Here is a 15,430-nt window from a genome sequence, read left to right on the forward strand (position 1 = left end):
CGGACCATGGACTGGCTGAAGAAGCTTCCCGGTATCGGGCCGATCGTCATCCGGCTGACGGCCACGCACGCGTGGCGGTCCTACGAGCGGCTGGACCGGGTGAAGTGGGCCCGGCTGGCCGCCGCCATGACGTTCGTCAGCTTCGTGGCACTCTTCCCGCTGCTGACCGTGGCCGCCGCCGTCAGCGCCGCCACGCTCAGCCCCGCCCGGCAGAAGGCGGTCGAGCAGAAGATCGCCGAGCAGTTCCCCGGTGTCGTCTCCAGCCGGCTGGACCTCACGTCGCTCGTCGACAACGCCGGCACCGTCGGCATCATCGCGGGCGCGGCCCTGCTGTTCACCGGCATCGGCTGGGTCGGCCAGGTGCGCGACTGCCTGCGCTCGGTGTGGGAACTGCCGGACCGCGAGGAGAACCCGGTGCTCACCAAGGCGAAGGACACCGGCATCCTGCTCGGTCTCGGCGGCGCCCTGCTGGTCACCCTCGCCGCGTCCACCCTCGCCTCGGCCGCCGTCGGCCGGCTGTCCCGGGACGTCGGGCTCGACGAACACGGCTGGGGCACCGTGCTGCTCCAGATCGCCGCGTTCGTCGTCGCCGTCCTCGCCGACTTCCTGGTCCTGCTCTACGTCCTGACCCTGCTGCCGGGGGTCGAGCCGTCGCGCCGCCGCCTGCTCGTCGCCGCACTGCTCGGCGCGATCGGCTTCGAACTGCTGAAGCTGCTGCTCAGCGGCTACATCCAGGGCATCGCCGCGAAAAGCATGTACGGGGCGTTCGGAGTCCCCGTGGCCCTGCTGCTGTGGATCAACTTCACCGCGAAACTGGTGCTGTTCTGCGCCGCCTGGACGGCGACGCCGAGCAAGGAGGACGAGGGGGACGCCCTCAGGGACGCGTCCGGCGGCGCATCAGGTCCGGCAGTGGCCACCGGCGGTTGACCAGGAACGCCCCGCCGCCGAGCAGCACCAGCACCCCGCCCACGACGGCCAGGGCGATCCCGGCGCCGCTGGACGCGGACCGGGCGGTGGCACTCGCCGCGGGCTTCGCGCCCGTCCCGCCGCCGCCGGACGACGGCTGCGCACCCTGCCCGGGGGACACGCCGGCATCCGGCTGTGCGGTGGCCGACGAGGCGCTCCTCGGCGGCACCAGCTCGCCCACCGCGTCGACCTTGCCGATCGCCTGGAAACCCCAGTCGAAGAGCTTCGCGGTCTCCTTGTAGACCTCGTTGTGCTCGTGTTTCTCCGGGTTCATCACCGTGACCAGCAGCACCTTGCCGCCCCGCTCGGCGACCCCGGTGAAGGTGGCGCCCGCGTGGCTGGTGTTGCCGTTCTTCACGCCCGCGATGCCCTGGTAGACGGGGACGTCGCTGTCACCGCTCAGCAGCCGGTTGGTGTTGCGGATCTCGGCGGAGCCGAACCTCGCGCTCACGGTCGAGCAGTAGTCGCGGAAGTCCTTCTTCTGCAGCCCGGAGCGGGCGAACAGCGTCAGGTCGTACGCCGACGACACCTGTCCCGGCGCGTCGTAGCCGTCGGGGGAGACCACGTGCGTGTCCAGCGCCTGGAGTTCCCCGGCATGGTCCTGCATGTCCTTGACGGTCTGTTCGACACCGCCGTTCATCGACGACAGCACGTGCACGGCGTCGTTGCCCGAGCGCAGGAAGACGCCGAGCCACAGGTCGCGGACCGAGTAGGTGCCGCCCTCCTTTATCCCGACCACGCTGGAGCCGACGCCCACCCCCTTGAGGTCCGAGGGCGCCACCTTGTACCGGGTGTCCTTGGGGAACCGGGGCAGCACGGTGTCCGCGAACAGCATCTTCAGCGTGCTGGCCGGGGGCAGCCGCCAGTGCGCGTTGTGCGCGGCGAGGACCTCGCCCGACTCGGCGTCGGAGACGATCCAGGAGCGGGCGGTCAGGTCCTTGGGCAGCACCGGGACGCCCGGGGCCAGGTTGACCTGCGTGCCCGGCCGGCCGAGCCGGGCGCCGCCGAGCGTCGACATCTGGGCCGGGGGCGTGGCCGTCGGACTCGTCGTGGCGGCGGGCGTCGGCGCGGCGAGGGCGGCGGGCGTGGTGACGGACAGGAGGAGCAGCGTGGCGGAGGTGACCAGCGAGGATCGCCGGCCGGTCTTCTTCGGTGCGGGCACGGTCGAGAACGTACCGGCACCCCGCCGTGAAGTTCCGGCGGCCCCACCCCCGACACGGAACCCGGCGGTGGACGGCGATACTGGGGGTATGAAGCTCAGCCGCCCCGTCTCCTGGTTCCTGCTCGCCTTCGGGGTGTGGAGCTGGATCATCTGGATCACTTTCGTCAAGAATCTCGTCAAGGACGGTAGCGGGCTCGCCTTCGACGACGGTCACCCGACCGCGTACTTCTGGGTGCATCTGCTGCTGGCGGTCGTGTCCTTCGTATGGGGGACGGTCATCGGCGTCATCGGGTTGCGCGGTCTGCGCGCACTGCGCCGGACGTCATAGCCGGGAGCCGGCCGGCCGCCTGCCATGGCTGTGGAGCAGCTGTGAACCCGGCGGAACAAGACCTCGGTAAGTTCTTCCACAACTGGACAGAAAGCCCTTCCGCGCGGTGAAACCCGTGTGGTTAGGTGAGCCGCGTCACTCGAGGGGGAGTGGCCGATTCGTGCTGGGCCAGGGGTAGGGCCTTGACGGCCCCGGGGAGGGCACCACCGTGCGATCTGTTCGCATGCGGATTCTTCTGACGCTGCTCGTGCTCGCAGTCGTGGGGGTCGGAGGCTGGCAGCTGCTGCCGTCGCGGGGGAACAAGGACAGGGCCATCACCGTCGGTACGACGGACGCGGTCACCGCACTCGACCCGGCCGGCGCCTACGACGCCGGATCCTGGGCGCTGTTCAGCAACGTCTTCCAGTCGCTGCTGACGTTCGAGCCCGGCGGCGTGGAACCGGTCCCGGACGCCGCGGAGAGCTGCGCGTTCGAGGGCAGTGGTCTGAGGACGTACCGGTGCACCCTGCGCTCCGGGATCACCTTCCCGAGCGGGCGCGCCATGTCGGCCGAGGACGTGAAGTACTCCTTCGACCGGGTGAAGAAGATCGACTCCGATGTCGGTCCGGCCTCACTGCTCGGCACGCTCGGCTCGGTCAGCGCCGACGACGAGCACACCGTGACCTTCCACCTGTCGTCCTCGGACGCCACCTTCCCGCTGAAGGTCGCCACCGGCGCCGGTGTGATCGTGGACAAGGACAAGTACCCGGCCGACGCCCTGCGCACGGACAGCGGGGTCGACGGCACCGGTCCGTACACGCTGACGGCGTACACCAAGGGCCGCGAGGCAGACCTCGAGCCGAACAGGAACTACCGCGGGTACCTGAGCGGCACCGGCCGCCCGGTCGCGCTGCGCTACTACGCCGACTCCGGGAAGCTCCAGCGCGCGTGGAAGAGCCGTCAGATCGACGTCGCCACCCGCACCCTGCCGCCGCGCGTGCTCTCCGCGCTGAACCCGAGCGACCCCAGCCAGCGGGTCACCGACTCCGACAGCGCCGAGACCCGCAACCTGTACCTCAACACCCGCCCCGGCTCCCCGCTGCACGACGCGCGCGTGCGCCGGGCGCTGGCCTGGCTGGTCAACCGCGAACAGCTGGCCTCGACGGTCTACGAGGGCACGGTCGATCCGCTGTACTCGCTGATCCCGACCGGCATCACCGGCCACACCACCTCGTTCTTCGACGACTACCCGAAGCCGAGCACACAGAAGGCGCGGGAGCTGCTCACCGAGGCCGGGGTGAGCCTGCCGGTGCGCTTCACCTTCGGCTACGGCGTCAACCGGGAGGCGAGCGCGCCGGAGGCCGCGGAGCTGAAGAAGCAGCTGGAGGCGAGCGGCCTGTTCAAGGTGGACGTCAAGGGCTACGAGTGGACCGACTTCCAGAAGCGCTGGGCGGCCGGGAAGATGGACGCGTGGGCGGTCGGCTGGGTGGCCGACTATCCCGATCCGGACACCTTCGGTGCCCCGCTGGTCGGCACCGGCTCCGCGATGAGCACCGGGTACAGCAACAAGCTGGTCGACCACCTCATCCTGGACAGCCAGCAGTTCGCCGACCGCAGCCGGGCCGCGAAGGACTTCGAGGAGATCCAGGCGGACGTGGCCCATGACGTCCCGCTGATCCCGCTGTGGCAGCGCAAGGACTACGTGGTCAGCACCGAGGACGTGGGCGGCAGCCAGTACCTGGTGGACGGCACGGGCGTGTTCCGGCTGTGGCGGCTGGGGTGGATCTGATCAGTCGGCCTTCTTCCGGGCAGGGTCCGGCAGGGCCTTCGTCATCCCCGGCAGGAAGTCCGTGAACAGCTCGTGGACCTCCAGCACCAGTGGGCGCAGGGTACGGAAGCGGGCCAGGGAGACACCGCGGGCGGTCAGCCGGGCCCCGCGCCGGGCCAGCCGGTAACTGCGCTCGCGCCCCTCCGTGCGGTCGAAGACCCAGTACAGCACCAGGCCCATCTGGGAGAGCCACAGCAACTCCGGTAGGACGTTCCGCAGTTCGGGGACGACCTTGGACTTGGAGCCGGCCAGCACCTCCCGGTGCACGCCGATGGCCAGTTCGCGCGCGTGCTCGCTCTCCGGTGAGAAGGGGCTGAGCGGGCTGTCCGGGTCGGCGGCGTTCTTGAAGAACTGGACCGCGAACTCGTGGTACGGCCGGGCGATGTCCAGCCACGCGGTCAGCACGCCCGCGAGCCGCGCCTCCAGGTCGGTCTCCCGGTCCAGGACCTCCCGGACGGCCACCCGGTGCTCGGCGGCGATCCGGTCGTAGAACCCCTGGATCAGGTGTTCCTTGCCCTCGAAGTAGTAGTAGGCGTTGCCGACGGAGACCCCGGCCTCCCTGGCGATGGCCCGCATCGTCGTCCTGTCGTACCCGTGCTCCTGGAACAGCCGCATCGCGGTCTCCAGGATCAGTGCGCGGGTCTGCTCGGACTTGCTGCTCTGGGGGCCGGCCGCCTCGGGGCCGTCGTTCTTCGCGGGCACGGTGAAGAGCCTAACGAGTGACGCCGGAGCGGTTCGGCGGCTCGTAGGTCCGGCCCCCGTCCGGGCGGTGGGCCCAGCGTCGGCCCGCCGGTGCACCTGCCCGCCCCGCCGGCCACCCCGCCGTGCCGCGTCCCGCCACTTCGCCGCCGCGAGTACCGCGCCCCGGGCCGGCCGTGCGCAGCGCCCACCGGACGACGCTCCGGGCGCGCGGGCCCCCGTAGGCCCGCCGCGGTCGCCGACGACGGTGGCCTCGTCGAGGGTGCCGGCGTGGCCGAGCCCCGGCAGGCGGCCACGCGCCCCGGCAGGCGGCCACGCGCCCCGGCCGAGCCGGCCGGCAGCAGCGCCGACGGCACCGGCCGTGGCCGGCGCCCCGGCCGGTGGCGCGGATGCGCGCCCCTGCGCGCACAAGGCGCACAGCGCGCACTCGGCCGTGTGCAGGGCGGCCGGTCCGCGGGCTGGGTCGTCCGGGGGATGCCCCGGCCCGCCGCGCCCCGGCCCCGCGTGGGGGCGCGGCGGTCGTGCCGGTCACGTCCCGGCCGTCGGCGCGGTCCGCTCCCGCGGGCGGACCGGGGGGCACCTGCTCCCGTGCTCCTGCACGCCCCGCCGGCGGATCCGGTGCTCGGACGCGGTCGACCGGGTCGGCGGGTCAGCTTCGGCGGCCCAGTGCCGGGCGCTTGGTGTAGTCCGTGAGGCCCAGGACGTTGCCCCAGGGATCGGCGATCTCCACGGACCAGCCCGTGACCCCCTGGGACAGCTCGTCCAGCGGCGCGATGCCGGCGGCGGCCAGTTCCCGTGCCGCCGCCCGCGCGTCCGGCACCTCCAGCCAGACCCGCGGCGCGGGCCAGTGCGGCGGCCGGTGCCCCAGTCCCTCCTCCGCGCGCAGCAGGAGGCCGGGCGTCTCCCCGCCGACCCTCAGCTGCGCGATCCCGGCCTCGTCGAACCGGTACCCCACGGTGAACCCGGCTCGTCGGTAGAAGGCGACGGCCTCGCCGAGGTCGCCGACGGGGAGCAGCACGTTGTCGAAACCGAGCAGTTCGTACGACTCTTCGTCTGACATGTCGTCAGATTAGGAGTCGACCTGTCCAGATGCGAGGAGCCCCACCGTGTCGGGCCACGACGACGAGGGGCCTTGCCTCCCGGTGACCGGAAGGCAAGGCCCCTCGTCGTGCGCCGTGGAAGATCAGTAGCGGCGCGTGATCAGCGCGCGCTTCACTTCCTGGATCGCCTTCGTGACCTCGATGCCGCGCGGGCAGGCGTCCGTGCAGTTGAAGGTCGTACGGCAGCGCCACACGCCGTCGCGGTCGTTGAGGATCTCCAGGCGCTGCTCCCCGGCCTCGTCACGCGAGTCGAAGATGAAGCGGTGGGCGTTCACGATCGCGGCCGGCCCGAAGTACTGGCCGTCGTTCCAGAACACCGGGCACGAGGACGTGCACGCGGCGCACAGGATGCACTTCGTCGTGTCGTCGAAGCGCTCGCGGTCCTCGGGGGACTGGAGGCGCTCACGCGTCGGCTCGTTGGTGTCGTTGGTGATCAGGAACGGCATGACGTCGCGGTACGCCTGGAAGAACGGCTCCATGTCGACGACCAGGTCCTTCAGGACCGTCAGGCCCTTTATGGGCTCGACCGTGATCGGCTTCTCGGGGTTGATGTCCTTGATCAGCGTCTTGCAGGCGAGACGGTTCTTGCCGTTGATCCGCATCGCGTCCGAGCCGCAGATGCCGTGCGCGCACGAGCGGCGGAACGTGAGGGTGCCGTCGATGTCCCACTTGATCTTGTGCAGGCCGTCGAGGACCCGCTCCTTGGGGTCGATCTCCAGCTGGAAGTCTTCCCAGACGGCCTCCGCCGAGACCTCCGGGTTGAACCGGCGGATGCGGAAGGTGACCGTGATGTAGGGGGAGTCGGCGAAGCCGGGCTCGGGCTGGCCGGCCGCGTCCGCCTTGTCCAGAACAGGGGTAGCCATCAGTACTTACGCTCCATCGGCTGGTAGCGGGTCTGGACGACCGGCTTGTAGTCGAGACGGATGGACTCGGTGCCGTCGTCGCCGACCTCGCGGTACGCCATGGTGTGGCGCATGAAGTTGACGTCGTCGCGGTTGGGGTAGTCCTCGCGGTAGTGACCGCCGCGGGACTCCTTGCGGGCCAGCGCCGAGACGGCCATGACCTCGGCCAGGTCCAGCAGGTTGCCCAGCTCGATGGCCTCCAGCAGGTCGGTGTTGAACCGCCTGCCCTTGTCCTGGATCGCCACGTTCCGGTACCGCTCGCGCAGCTCGGCGATCTTCTCGACGGCCGTCTTGATCGTCTGCTCGGTGCGGAACACCATGACGTTGGCGTCCATGGTCTCCTGCAGCTCGCGGCGCAGGGTGGCCACCCGCTCGTTGCCGGTGGAGGTGCGCAGCCGCTCGATCTGCTCGACGACCAGCGACTCCGGGTTCTCCGGCAGCTCGACGAAGTCGGCCTTGTGGGAGTACTCGGCGGCGGCGATGCCCGCGCGCCGGCCGAAGACGTTGATGTCCAGCAGCGAGTTGGTGCCCAGGCGGTTGGCGCCGTGGACCGACACGCAGGCGACCTCGCCGGCCGCGTACAGACCCGGGACGACGGTGGTGTTGTCCGCCAGGACCTCACCCTCGACGTTGGTCGGGATGCCGCCCATGGCGTAGTGCGCGGTCGGCTGGATCGGGATCGGGTCCGTGTACGGCTCGATACCGAGGTAGGTCCGCGCGAACTCGGTGATGTCCGGGAGCTTGGCGTCCAGCTGCTCCGGCGGGAGGTGGGTGAGGTCGAGGTAGACGTGGTCGCCCTCGGGACCGCAGCCGCGGCCCTCACGGATCTCCGTGTAGATGGAGCGGGACACGACGTCACGGGACGCCAGGTCCTTCATGACGGGAGCGTACTTCTCCATGAAGCGCTCGCCGTCCTTGTTGCGCAGGATGCCGCCCTCACCGCGGGCGCCCTCGGTGAGCAGGATGCCCATGCGCCAGATGCCGGTCGGGTGGAACTGGAAGAACTCCATGTCCTCCAGCGGCAGGCCCCGGCGGTAGACGGCGGCCTGGCCGTCACCGGTGAGGGTGTGCGCGTTCGACGTCACCTTGAAGAACTTGCCGGTGCCGCCGGAGGCGTAGATCACGGCCTTCGCCTGGAAGACGTGGATCTCGCCGGTGGCCAGCTCGTACGCCACGACACCGGCCGACTTCTTGACGCCGTCGACCTCGGTGATCAGCTGGTCCAGGACGTAGAACTCGTTGAAGAACTCCACGCCCTCCTTGACGCAGTTCTGGTACAGCGTCTGGAGGATCATGTGGCCGGTGCGGTCCGCGGCGTAGCAGGACCGGCGGACCGGGGCCTCGCCGTGGTTGCGGGAGTGACCGCCGAAGCGGCGCTGGTCGATGGTGCCGTTCGGGGTCCGGTTGAACGGCAGGCCCATCTTCTCCAGGTCGAGGACGGCGTCGATGGCCTCCTTCGCCAGGATCTCGGCGGCGTCCTGGTCGACCAGGTAGTCACCGCCCTTGACCGTGTCGAAGGTGTGCCACTCCCAGTTGTCCTCCTCCACGTTGGCGAGCGCGGCGGCCATGCCGCCCTGCGCGGCGCCCGTGTGGGAGCGGGTGGGGTAGAGCTTGGTCAGCACGGCGGTGCGGCTGCGCTTCGTCGCCTCGATGGCGGCGCGCATGCCCGCGCCGCCGGCGCCGACGATGACGGTGTCGTACTTGTGGATCTTCATGTTTCTCGCAGCCCCGTGCCTAGCGGATGTTCGGGTCGAAGGTGAAGATCACCAGCGTGCCCAGCAGGATGGTGAACACCGTGGCGGTGTAGAGCAGTGCCTTCAGCCACAGGCGGCTGTTCGGGCGCTCCGCGTAGTCGTTGATGATCGTGCGCAGGCCGTTGGAGCCGTGCAGCATCGCCAGCCACAGCATCACCAGGTCCCAGACCTGCCAGAACGGGGACGCCCAGCGGCCGGCCACGAAGGCGAAGCCGATCTTGGAGACGCCGCCGTCCAGGAAGAGCTGGATCAGCAGGTGGCCGAGGACGAGGACGACCAGCACGATGCCGGACAGGCGCATGAACAGCCAGGCCGCCATCTCGAAGTTGCCACGAGTGGACTTCGGGGTCTTCTTGGTCCGCTTGCGCGGCGCCTCGATGAACGGGGCCGGGTTGTCGACGGTGTAGACGGGGGCGCCCTCGACGGGGCCGACTCCGGACGCGGCGGTTTCAGTCGTGGACATCGGCGTCAGCTCCCAAACAGGACACGGTAGGCGTGGCCCAGGAGCGGGTAGATCGCTCCGAGCATGAGCACGGCCCAGATGACGCCGACGGCCCAGAACATCGTCTTCTGGTAGCGCGGGCCCTTCGACCAGAAGTCGACGGCGATGACGCGCAGGCCGTTGAGCGCGTGGAAGAGGATGGCGGCGGTGAGGCCGTACTCCAGCAGCGCGACGATCGGCGTCTTGTACGTGGCTACGACCTTGTCGTAGTCCTCGGGGGAGACACGCACGAGTGCGGTGTCCAGGACGTGGACGAACAGGAAGAAGAAGATGAGGACGCCGGTGACTCGGTGAGCCACCCAGGACCACATTCCTTCCCGGCCGCGGTACAGCGTTCCAGCCGGCACGGAAGAACCCTCCGGGAGCGGGGACTAGGGCCGCGCCGGCTTCACTGTCGGTCGGGCCCGGCCGGGTACGGTCCACCGGCCCTCTGCATCGTAGCGATGCGCCGCGCCGTGCTTTACGGCGGGCCTACCGGTGTGATCAAAGTGGCACGCGGTTGGGCTAGCCGGAGCGGCTTCTGGGGTGAGGTGTCCCGTTATCTGCCGGGTGTGGGTGCGTTGTGCCTGGTCGCGCAGTTCCTCGCGCCGTCCAGCAGGGCCAGCAGCCGCCCCCGTGCCAGGCGGCGCAGTTCCTCCGCCGCGGTCACCCGCTCTTCCTCCGGATCGTTCGCCAATCGTGACCGGATGGCCTCCAGGATCCGGTCGATGATCTCGCCCCGGGGGGCGTCACCCAGATAGATGACGAACGCATGTCCGAATCTCGCCTCGTAGGCGGCGTGTGCCGCGCTGAGGGCCATATGGGCCGCCGAGTAGGTGTCCTCCGGCAGCTCCGGCAGCGACTCGCCCGCCAGTGCCTCGGCCAGATCGCCTGGTGAGAGGTCGTACGCCGCCTCGTCCGCCGCCGCCAGCAGAGCCTCCGGATCGGGGTACGGCCGGTGGTCGGCGACCCGGCCGGACCAGCGCCGGCTGTGCAGGCAGTGCAGCAGAAGGGCGCGCGCCTCGTCGACGGGGGCGGTGTTGAAGGCGTCGAGGGGCGTGGGGAGATACGGCAGATGGTGGGCGGGCAGCGTGGGTCCTCGCGTCACATGTGGTGTGGCAGGGGATGCTGTGAAATGTGTGTCGTCAGGTTATCGAGAGTGGTCATGCTGTGTCCGAGGGATACCTGATTTTCACTCGGACGGGAGAGTTTGGCTTCGTTCAGGTGACCGCCGGGCCGGGAAGTGGTCGTACGTTGGCAGGGTGATCCAGCACAGGCGCCGGGGTCCGGCGCGGCAGGCGATACGCAAGCGGACGGTGGTGACCGCCGCCTTCGTCGGGACGATCGCGCTCGGCACGGGCGTCGGCATGTGGGCCTCGGCGGACGGCGGCGCGCGGCCGCAGGAGGGTGCGCGGCACTCGTCGTCCGGCCGGGTGTCCGGCGCCGACCCGGCGCAACCGGGGGCGCCGTCGGCGAGCCCCAGCCCGAGCCGGTCCTACCCGCTGTCCCGGGCGCCGCGCACGATACCCGCGGTGCGCTCCCACACCCCGGCGCGCGGGCCCGGCTGGCGGCCGCGCAGCGGCGAGCGGGTGGTCGTGAGCGACGCCGGGCTCGCCGACGAGGGGCGGCTGGTGGCCGGGGAGCTGGGGCTGACCTACGCGGGAGCGACGGACGAGGTCCGCACGGGCGATGTGCGGCTCGCGCTCGGCGGGGGCGGGAACGGCGAGTCGTACACGATGACCGTCCGGAACGGGCGGGTCGACATCAGCGGCCCGGCCGAGGCGGGCGTCTTCTACGGCACCCGCACCCTGAAGCAGGAGGTCCACGGCGGGGGCACGGCCCCGGAGGGCGTCGTACGGGACGAGCCGGCCAAGCCGGTGCGCGGCTTCATGCTGGACATCGCGCGCAAGCCGTACAGCGAGTCCTGGATCGAGGACCGGATACGCGAGCTGGGCGACCTGAAGTTCAACGAGCTGGGCCTGCACTTCTCCGACGACCAGGCCTTCCGGATCCAGTCCAGCACCCACCCCGAGATCGTCTCCCCGGACCACCTGACCAAGGCGCAGGTCGGGAAGATCGTGGAGCTGGCGAACAGCCGGCACATCACCGTCGTGCCCGAGATCGACTCGCCCGGGCATCTGGGCGCCGTCATCGCCGCCCACCCCGACCTCCAGCTGCGCAACGCGAACGGGGTGGCGACCAGGGGCGCGATCGACATCTCCAAGCCCGGCTCCGCGAAGATCGTCGACGATCTGCTGAACGAGTACGCCGGTCTCTTCACCGGTGGTCAGTGGAATCTCGGCGGCGACGAGTACCAGGCGCTGACCGTGAAGGACCCGCAGGCCTCCTATCCGCAGCTGGCCGCCGCCGCCCGGCAGCGGTACGGCTCCGGCGGCACCGTCGCCGACCTGGCCACCGGCTGGCTGAACGACCGCGCCGACACCGTCCGGGCGCACGGCAGGACGATGCGGGCGTGGAACGACGGCTTCCTCCGCGGCACCTCCGCGCAGCCCGCCAAGGACCTCCAGGTCGCCTACTGGACCGGCAAGGAGATCGGCGCCCGGCAGCCGGCGGAGTACCTGAGCGCGGGACGGAAGGTCGTCAACTACAACGACGAGTTCCTCTACTACGTCCTCGGACAGCCGCAGACGTTCGTGTACCCGACGGGGCAGCGCATCTACGAGCAGTGGAACCCGCGGGTGGTGCGCGGCACGACCGCCGTACCGGCGCGTTACGACGGGCAGGTCCTCGGCGGCACGTTCGCGGTGTGGGGTGACTTCCCGCACGCGCAGACCCAGGACCAGGTCGCCGCCGGAGTGCGGATGCCGCTGCGGGCCACCGTGCAGAAGCTCTGGGACCCGGGCACACCCGCGCTGTCCTGGGCCGACTTCCGGAAGCTGGCGGACCGGCTGGGCTGAGAACCGGATGGACGCGGGGCGGTGCCCGACCGTATGTTCGGCTACTCGCGCGTCCGGTTCGGGGAGAGCCGCGCGCGCCGTCTCAGCTCTCATCTGTCCCGGGGGGACCGCTCCATGCCCGCGCCCATGCCCGCGCCCATGCCCGCGCCGCCGTATGCCGGCCCGCCCGGCGGCCCGCGGCTGCGCTCACCGGCCGGGCTCGCCCGGGCCACCGCCGTGCTGCTCGGCCTGGTCGTCGCCGCCGACGTGTTCGCCTGCTTCGCGGACGTGCTGGAGGTGAACGTCACCGGCGACATCGCCGACGGCGTCGTCGGCTCCGACCTGCTCGGCCGGGCCGACCGTGCCGACACGCTCTACGGCGCGTCCGGCATCGCGCAGGGGACCGTCCTGGTGGCCACGGCCGTCGTCTACCTGTGCTGGCTGTGGCGGGTCCGGGTGAACGCCGAGGTGTTCGACGCCTCCCGGCACCGGATGGGCCGCGGCTGGACGATCGGCGGCTGGTTCTGCCCGATCGTGAACCTGTGGTTCCCGCGCCGGATCGTCGCGGACACCTGGGAGGCCAGCGCTCCCTGGGGCGCCCGGGGCGGACACGGCGTGGTCAACGCGTGGTGGACGGTGTGGCTCGTCGGCCTGTTCGTGGGCCGGTTCGCCTTCAGCAGTTCCCGGCACGCGGAGACGGCGGACGAGCTGCGCGAGGCCGCCAAGGCGATGCTGGTCTCCGACGCGGTCGACATCGCGGCGGCCGTCCTCGCCATCGTGGTGGTCCTGCGCCTGACCCGCATGCAGGAACGCAAGGTCCTCTCCGGTGAACTGCCGACGCCACTGACCCCGGCCCTTGGCTGAAAACCCGTGGCTGTGACACTCCCGCGCCGTCGCACGCAGTAAGGGGAAGTGCGGGCTCCGTACCGGTCGGCGCCCTGGCGAGGGAGGCATTCATGAGCCTGGTGGACCTGATCGCGCAGGCCGACGAACGCGGACTGGCCGCCAGCGGCTTGGCTTGTTTGGATCGGTGTCTGCCGCTGCTCGGCGGTGACGACGAGCTGTTGCGACCCCTGTGGGCGAGCCTCGCCGACGGCTCCGACTGGGCCGGCGGCCTGACACTGGCCCGTGCCGCGCTCGGCTCCGCGGAACCCGCCGGCGACGAGGACGAGGCCGTGCGGCTCACCCGCCGCATGCTGGAGTCGGCCCCGGCCGAGCGCACCGCCGCCGCGGTGCGGCCCTGGGCGGACGCCTGCTCGGTCGCCTCGCTGCGCGTCCACCGGCTGCTCGACCCGGCCGCCGACGGCAGTCCGGCCCCGGACGGCCCGGACGGCCCGGACGCCGGGCGCGCGGGGGACACGGCGGGTCTGCCCCCGCTGGTCGCCGCCGAGCTGCGCCGCCAGGCAGCGGTCCTGGAACTCCTCGCGGGTCACGGCGCGCAGGGAGTGCGCGGGGCGCTTGAGGTGTCGGTGGAGGGCCGCCGGGTGCTGCGGGCGGTGGTCTCCCGCCGGGCGCGCAGCGCCGCGGAACCGGGCGCTTGAGGGGGACCTGTGACCTTTCTGCGGGGGAGGCGGGACGGTCCTGCGACGGTTGGCCGAACGTCGGAGAAACGTTTCGAAATGCAGTGACAGAACCTCTCCCAGCCCCGCTCTCCTCTATGTGACAGCCCATGTGACAGCCCATGTGACAGCTCGGTACGTGACAGCGCAGCAGGACACCAGGCCGCCCGCCGCGGCGAAGCCCGTGCGGTGGGCGGCGGACGCGGTGGCGACGATGCGGGAGGGTGCGCGGGTGCGGCTCGACTACTCGGCGCAGAGTCTGTGGCGGGTGGACCGGATGATCGAGGAGATACGCCGTGAAGGCCCCCCGTACGCGGCCGTCCAGAGCGTGCTGCGCGGCTTCGGCGCCTACGCCGGCGAGGTGATCGCCCGGCGGACCGGCGCCGAGTGGTGGGCGACCGGCGGCGAGCACTGGCTGCGTACCCCCGACGGCCGACTGTGGGACCCGATCGACGAGGCCCGCCGCTGCTACGGCGGCCACGGCTCGCTCCGCCTGCTCTGCCGGGACGCGACCGCCGCCGGCTGACCGCCGCCGGCCGGGCGAGCCGGCCGGCTGTGACACTTCCGCCTGGGCCGACGCTGGTGATCGTGGAGGGCGACGGGCAGGACCGGAGCGGGTCGCACCGGGAGGGAAGCGCCACGCGGTGGCCAGGAACTCGGCATGAGCGAGGACGGTCTTGGGCCAGGGAGGGGAGCCCCGCCGCCCGCAGTCGCGGGACGGGGAGCTGGGCGAGGCCGTCGCGCGGGCCCAGGAGGGGGACGAGACCGCCTTCGCGGTGGCCTACCGGATCGTGCAGCCCGGCCTGCTGGGCTATCTGCGGGGCCTGGTCGGCGAGGACGCGGAGGACGTCGCCTCCGACGCCTGGCTGGAGATCGCCCGGGACCTCGGCCGGTTCCGGGGCGACGGCGCGGGGTTCCGCGGCTGGACCGCGACCATCGCCCGGCACCGCGCGCTGGACCATCTGCGCCGGCAACGGGTACGGCCGCGGGCGATGCGGCTGGAGGAGGACGCCCTGGAGCTGCCCGACCGGCACAGCACCCACGACCAGGCGCTGGAGTCCCTGTCCACCGCACGCGCGCTGGAGCTGGTGCGCGCGCTGCCCCGGGACCAGGCCGAGGCGGTCCTGCTGCGGGTGGTCGTCGGCCTCGACGGCCCGGCCGCCGCCCGCGTCCTCGGCAAGCGCCCCGGCGCCGTCCGCACCGCCTCGCACCGGGGGCTGCGCCGCCTGGCCCGCCGGCTCGGCACTCCCGGCGAGGCGGTCGAGAGGGACGGCGACCCGCCGACGCCCGACGAACCGAGCTGAACGGCACCGGGGCGGGACGCGTACAGGGGCGTACGGCGCCCAGGCGGCGGGCGGCGGGGCGTGAGCGCGGCGGACGGCAGGCGGCGGGCGCCCAGGCGGCGGGCGGCGGACGGGCGGACGGGATTCCGGGCGGGCCGGAGCCGGAGGAGGACGGGAACGGACATGGGTGAACGGCACAGCGGCGACGGGTCGTCCGGTGGCAGGAGCGCGCACCCTGGCGGCACCGTCGCCGCGCCCGGACCGGCCGACGCCCTGCACGGGCTCCGGGGGCTGGAGACACGGTTCGGCACCGCACTGCGTGCCGCGGGCGTCGATCCCGAGGCCGAGCGCAGCGCCGTGGCCGCCTTCCGGGCCGCCCGCGACGCGGGCACGCACGACGCGCGGACCCGCGCCCGGGACGACTGGCGGCCCTCACGCTGGTGCGGGCCTGGCGGAGCTACGACAAGTTCGAGGGCCGCTCCTCGGTGCGCT

General features: G+C 71.8%; 16 protein-coding genes and 1 pseudogene. 9 read left to right on the forward strand and 8 right to left on the reverse strand.

The window, feature by feature from the left end:
• The first annotated feature begins 6 nt into the window (after window positions 1-6).
• Window positions 7-927, forward strand: a complete 921-nt coding sequence (locus AB0B40_RS28860; RefSeq protein WP_345053718.1) for a YihY/virulence factor BrkB family protein — start codon at window positions 7-9, stop codon at window positions 925-927.
• On the opposite strand, the gene AB0B40_RS28865 is transcribed toward AB0B40_RS28860, so the two are convergent.
• A complete protein-coding gene (locus AB0B40_RS28865; protein ID WP_362266344.1) occupies window positions 875-2,128 on the reverse strand; it encodes a D-alanyl-D-alanine carboxypeptidase in 1,254 nt (417 codons plus the stop codon). The genes AB0B40_RS28860 and AB0B40_RS28865 overlap by 53 nt on opposite strands.
• A gap of 88 nt (window positions 2,129-2,216) precedes the next feature.
• On the opposite strand from AB0B40_RS28865, the gene AB0B40_RS28870 reads away from it, so the two are divergent.
• Window positions 2,217-2,456 carry an SCO4848 family membrane protein gene (locus tag AB0B40_RS28870; RefSeq protein WP_345053722.1) on the forward strand — a complete coding sequence of 80 codons (240 nt, stop codon included), beginning with the start codon at window positions 2,217-2,219 and terminating at the stop codon, window positions 2,454-2,456.
• A 223-nt stretch (window positions 2,457-2,679) separates the two neighbouring features.
• Window positions 2,680-4,224 (forward strand): ABC transporter substrate-binding protein, encoded by a 1,545-nt coding sequence (locus AB0B40_RS28875; protein ID WP_362266346.1) that lies wholly within the window; start codon window positions 2,680-2,682, stop codon window positions 4,222-4,224.
• Here the strand turns inward: AB0B40_RS28875 and AB0B40_RS28880 are convergent, their stop codons facing one another.
• The 7 genes from AB0B40_RS28880 to AB0B40_RS28910 form a co-directional block, all read right to left on the reverse strand.
• Window positions 4,225-4,965: a TetR family transcriptional regulator gene (locus AB0B40_RS28880; protein WP_362266348.1), complete on the reverse strand. Its 741-nt coding sequence runs from the start codon at window positions 4,963-4,965 to the stop codon at window positions 4,225-4,227.
• A 646-nt stretch (window positions 4,966-5,611) separates the two neighbouring features.
• Entirely contained in the window at window positions 5,612-6,022 is a 411-nt protein-coding gene (locus AB0B40_RS28885) for a VOC family protein (protein WP_345053166.1), read from the reverse strand.
• 123 nt (window positions 6,023-6,145) lie between these two features.
• Window positions 6,146-6,925, reverse strand: a complete 780-nt coding sequence (locus tag AB0B40_RS28890; RefSeq protein WP_345053168.1) for a succinate dehydrogenase iron-sulfur subunit — start codon at window positions 6,923-6,925, stop codon at window positions 6,146-6,148.
• The gene (gene sdhA, locus AB0B40_RS28895; RefSeq protein ID WP_345053170.1) at window positions 6,925-8,679 is read right to left on the reverse strand and encodes a succinate dehydrogenase flavoprotein subunit; all 1,755 of its coding nucleotides are present in this window, start codon (window positions 8,677-8,679) and stop codon (window positions 6,925-6,927) included. Before sdhA ends, AB0B40_RS28890 begins: the two co-directional genes overlap by 1 nt.
• 19 nt (window positions 8,680-8,698) lie before the next feature.
• Window positions 8,699-9,181 carry a succinate dehydrogenase hydrophobic membrane anchor subunit gene (locus tag AB0B40_RS28900; RefSeq protein ID WP_345053172.1) on the reverse strand — a complete coding sequence of 161 codons (483 nt, stop codon included), beginning with the start codon at window positions 9,179-9,181 and terminating at the stop codon, window positions 8,699-8,701.
• 5 nt (window positions 9,182-9,186) lie between these two features.
• Entirely contained in the window at window positions 9,187-9,567 is a 381-nt protein-coding gene (sdhC, locus tag AB0B40_RS28905) for a succinate dehydrogenase, cytochrome b556 subunit (protein ID WP_345053174.1), read from the reverse strand.
• A 191-nt stretch (window positions 9,568-9,758) separates the two neighbouring features.
• Window positions 9,759-10,307, reverse strand: coding sequence for a 2-oxo-4-hydroxy-4-carboxy-5-ureidoimidazoline decarboxylase (locus AB0B40_RS28910; protein WP_345053176.1), 549 nt, complete (start codon window positions 10,305-10,307; stop codon window positions 9,759-9,761).
• 154 nt (window positions 10,308-10,461) lie between these two features.
• Here AB0B40_RS28910 and AB0B40_RS28915 point away from each other — a divergent pair, with 154 nt between their 5' ends.
• The 6 genes and pseudogenes from AB0B40_RS28915 to AB0B40_RS28940 all read left to right on the forward strand — a co-directional run.
• Complete coding sequence (locus tag AB0B40_RS28915) at window positions 10,462-12,117, forward strand: glycoside hydrolase family 20 protein (protein WP_362266351.1); 1,656 nt, start codon at window positions 10,462-10,464, stop codon at window positions 12,115-12,117.
• A 21-nt stretch (window positions 12,118-12,138) separates the two neighbouring features.
• A complete protein-coding gene (locus AB0B40_RS28920; protein WP_362266353.1) occupies window positions 12,139-12,960 on the forward strand; it encodes a DUF4328 domain-containing protein in 822 nt (273 codons plus the stop codon).
• 92 nt (window positions 12,961-13,052) lie between these two features.
• Entirely contained in the window at window positions 13,053-13,637 is a 585-nt protein-coding gene (locus AB0B40_RS28925) for a hypothetical protein (protein WP_345053183.1), read from the forward strand.
• 157 nt (window positions 13,638-13,794) lie between these two features.
• Complete coding sequence (locus AB0B40_RS28930; RefSeq protein WP_345053185.1) at window positions 13,795-14,181, forward strand: hypothetical protein; 387 nt, start codon at window positions 13,795-13,797, stop codon at window positions 14,179-14,181.
• A gap of 151 nt (window positions 14,182-14,332) precedes the next feature.
• Window positions 14,333-14,959: an RNA polymerase sigma factor gene (locus AB0B40_RS28935; RefSeq protein WP_362266356.1), complete on the forward strand. Its 627-nt coding sequence runs from the start codon at window positions 14,333-14,335 to the stop codon at window positions 14,957-14,959.
• 162 nt (window positions 14,960-15,121) lie between these two features.
• Window positions 15,122-15,430 (forward strand): annotated as a pseudogene (locus tag AB0B40_RS28940) (hypothetical protein); the annotation flags it as partial.

Source organism: Streptomyces sp. NPDC042638 (genome assembly GCF_040647235.1).
GTDB lineage: Bacteria > Actinomycetota > Actinomycetes > Streptomycetales > Streptomycetaceae > Streptomyces > Streptomyces rameus.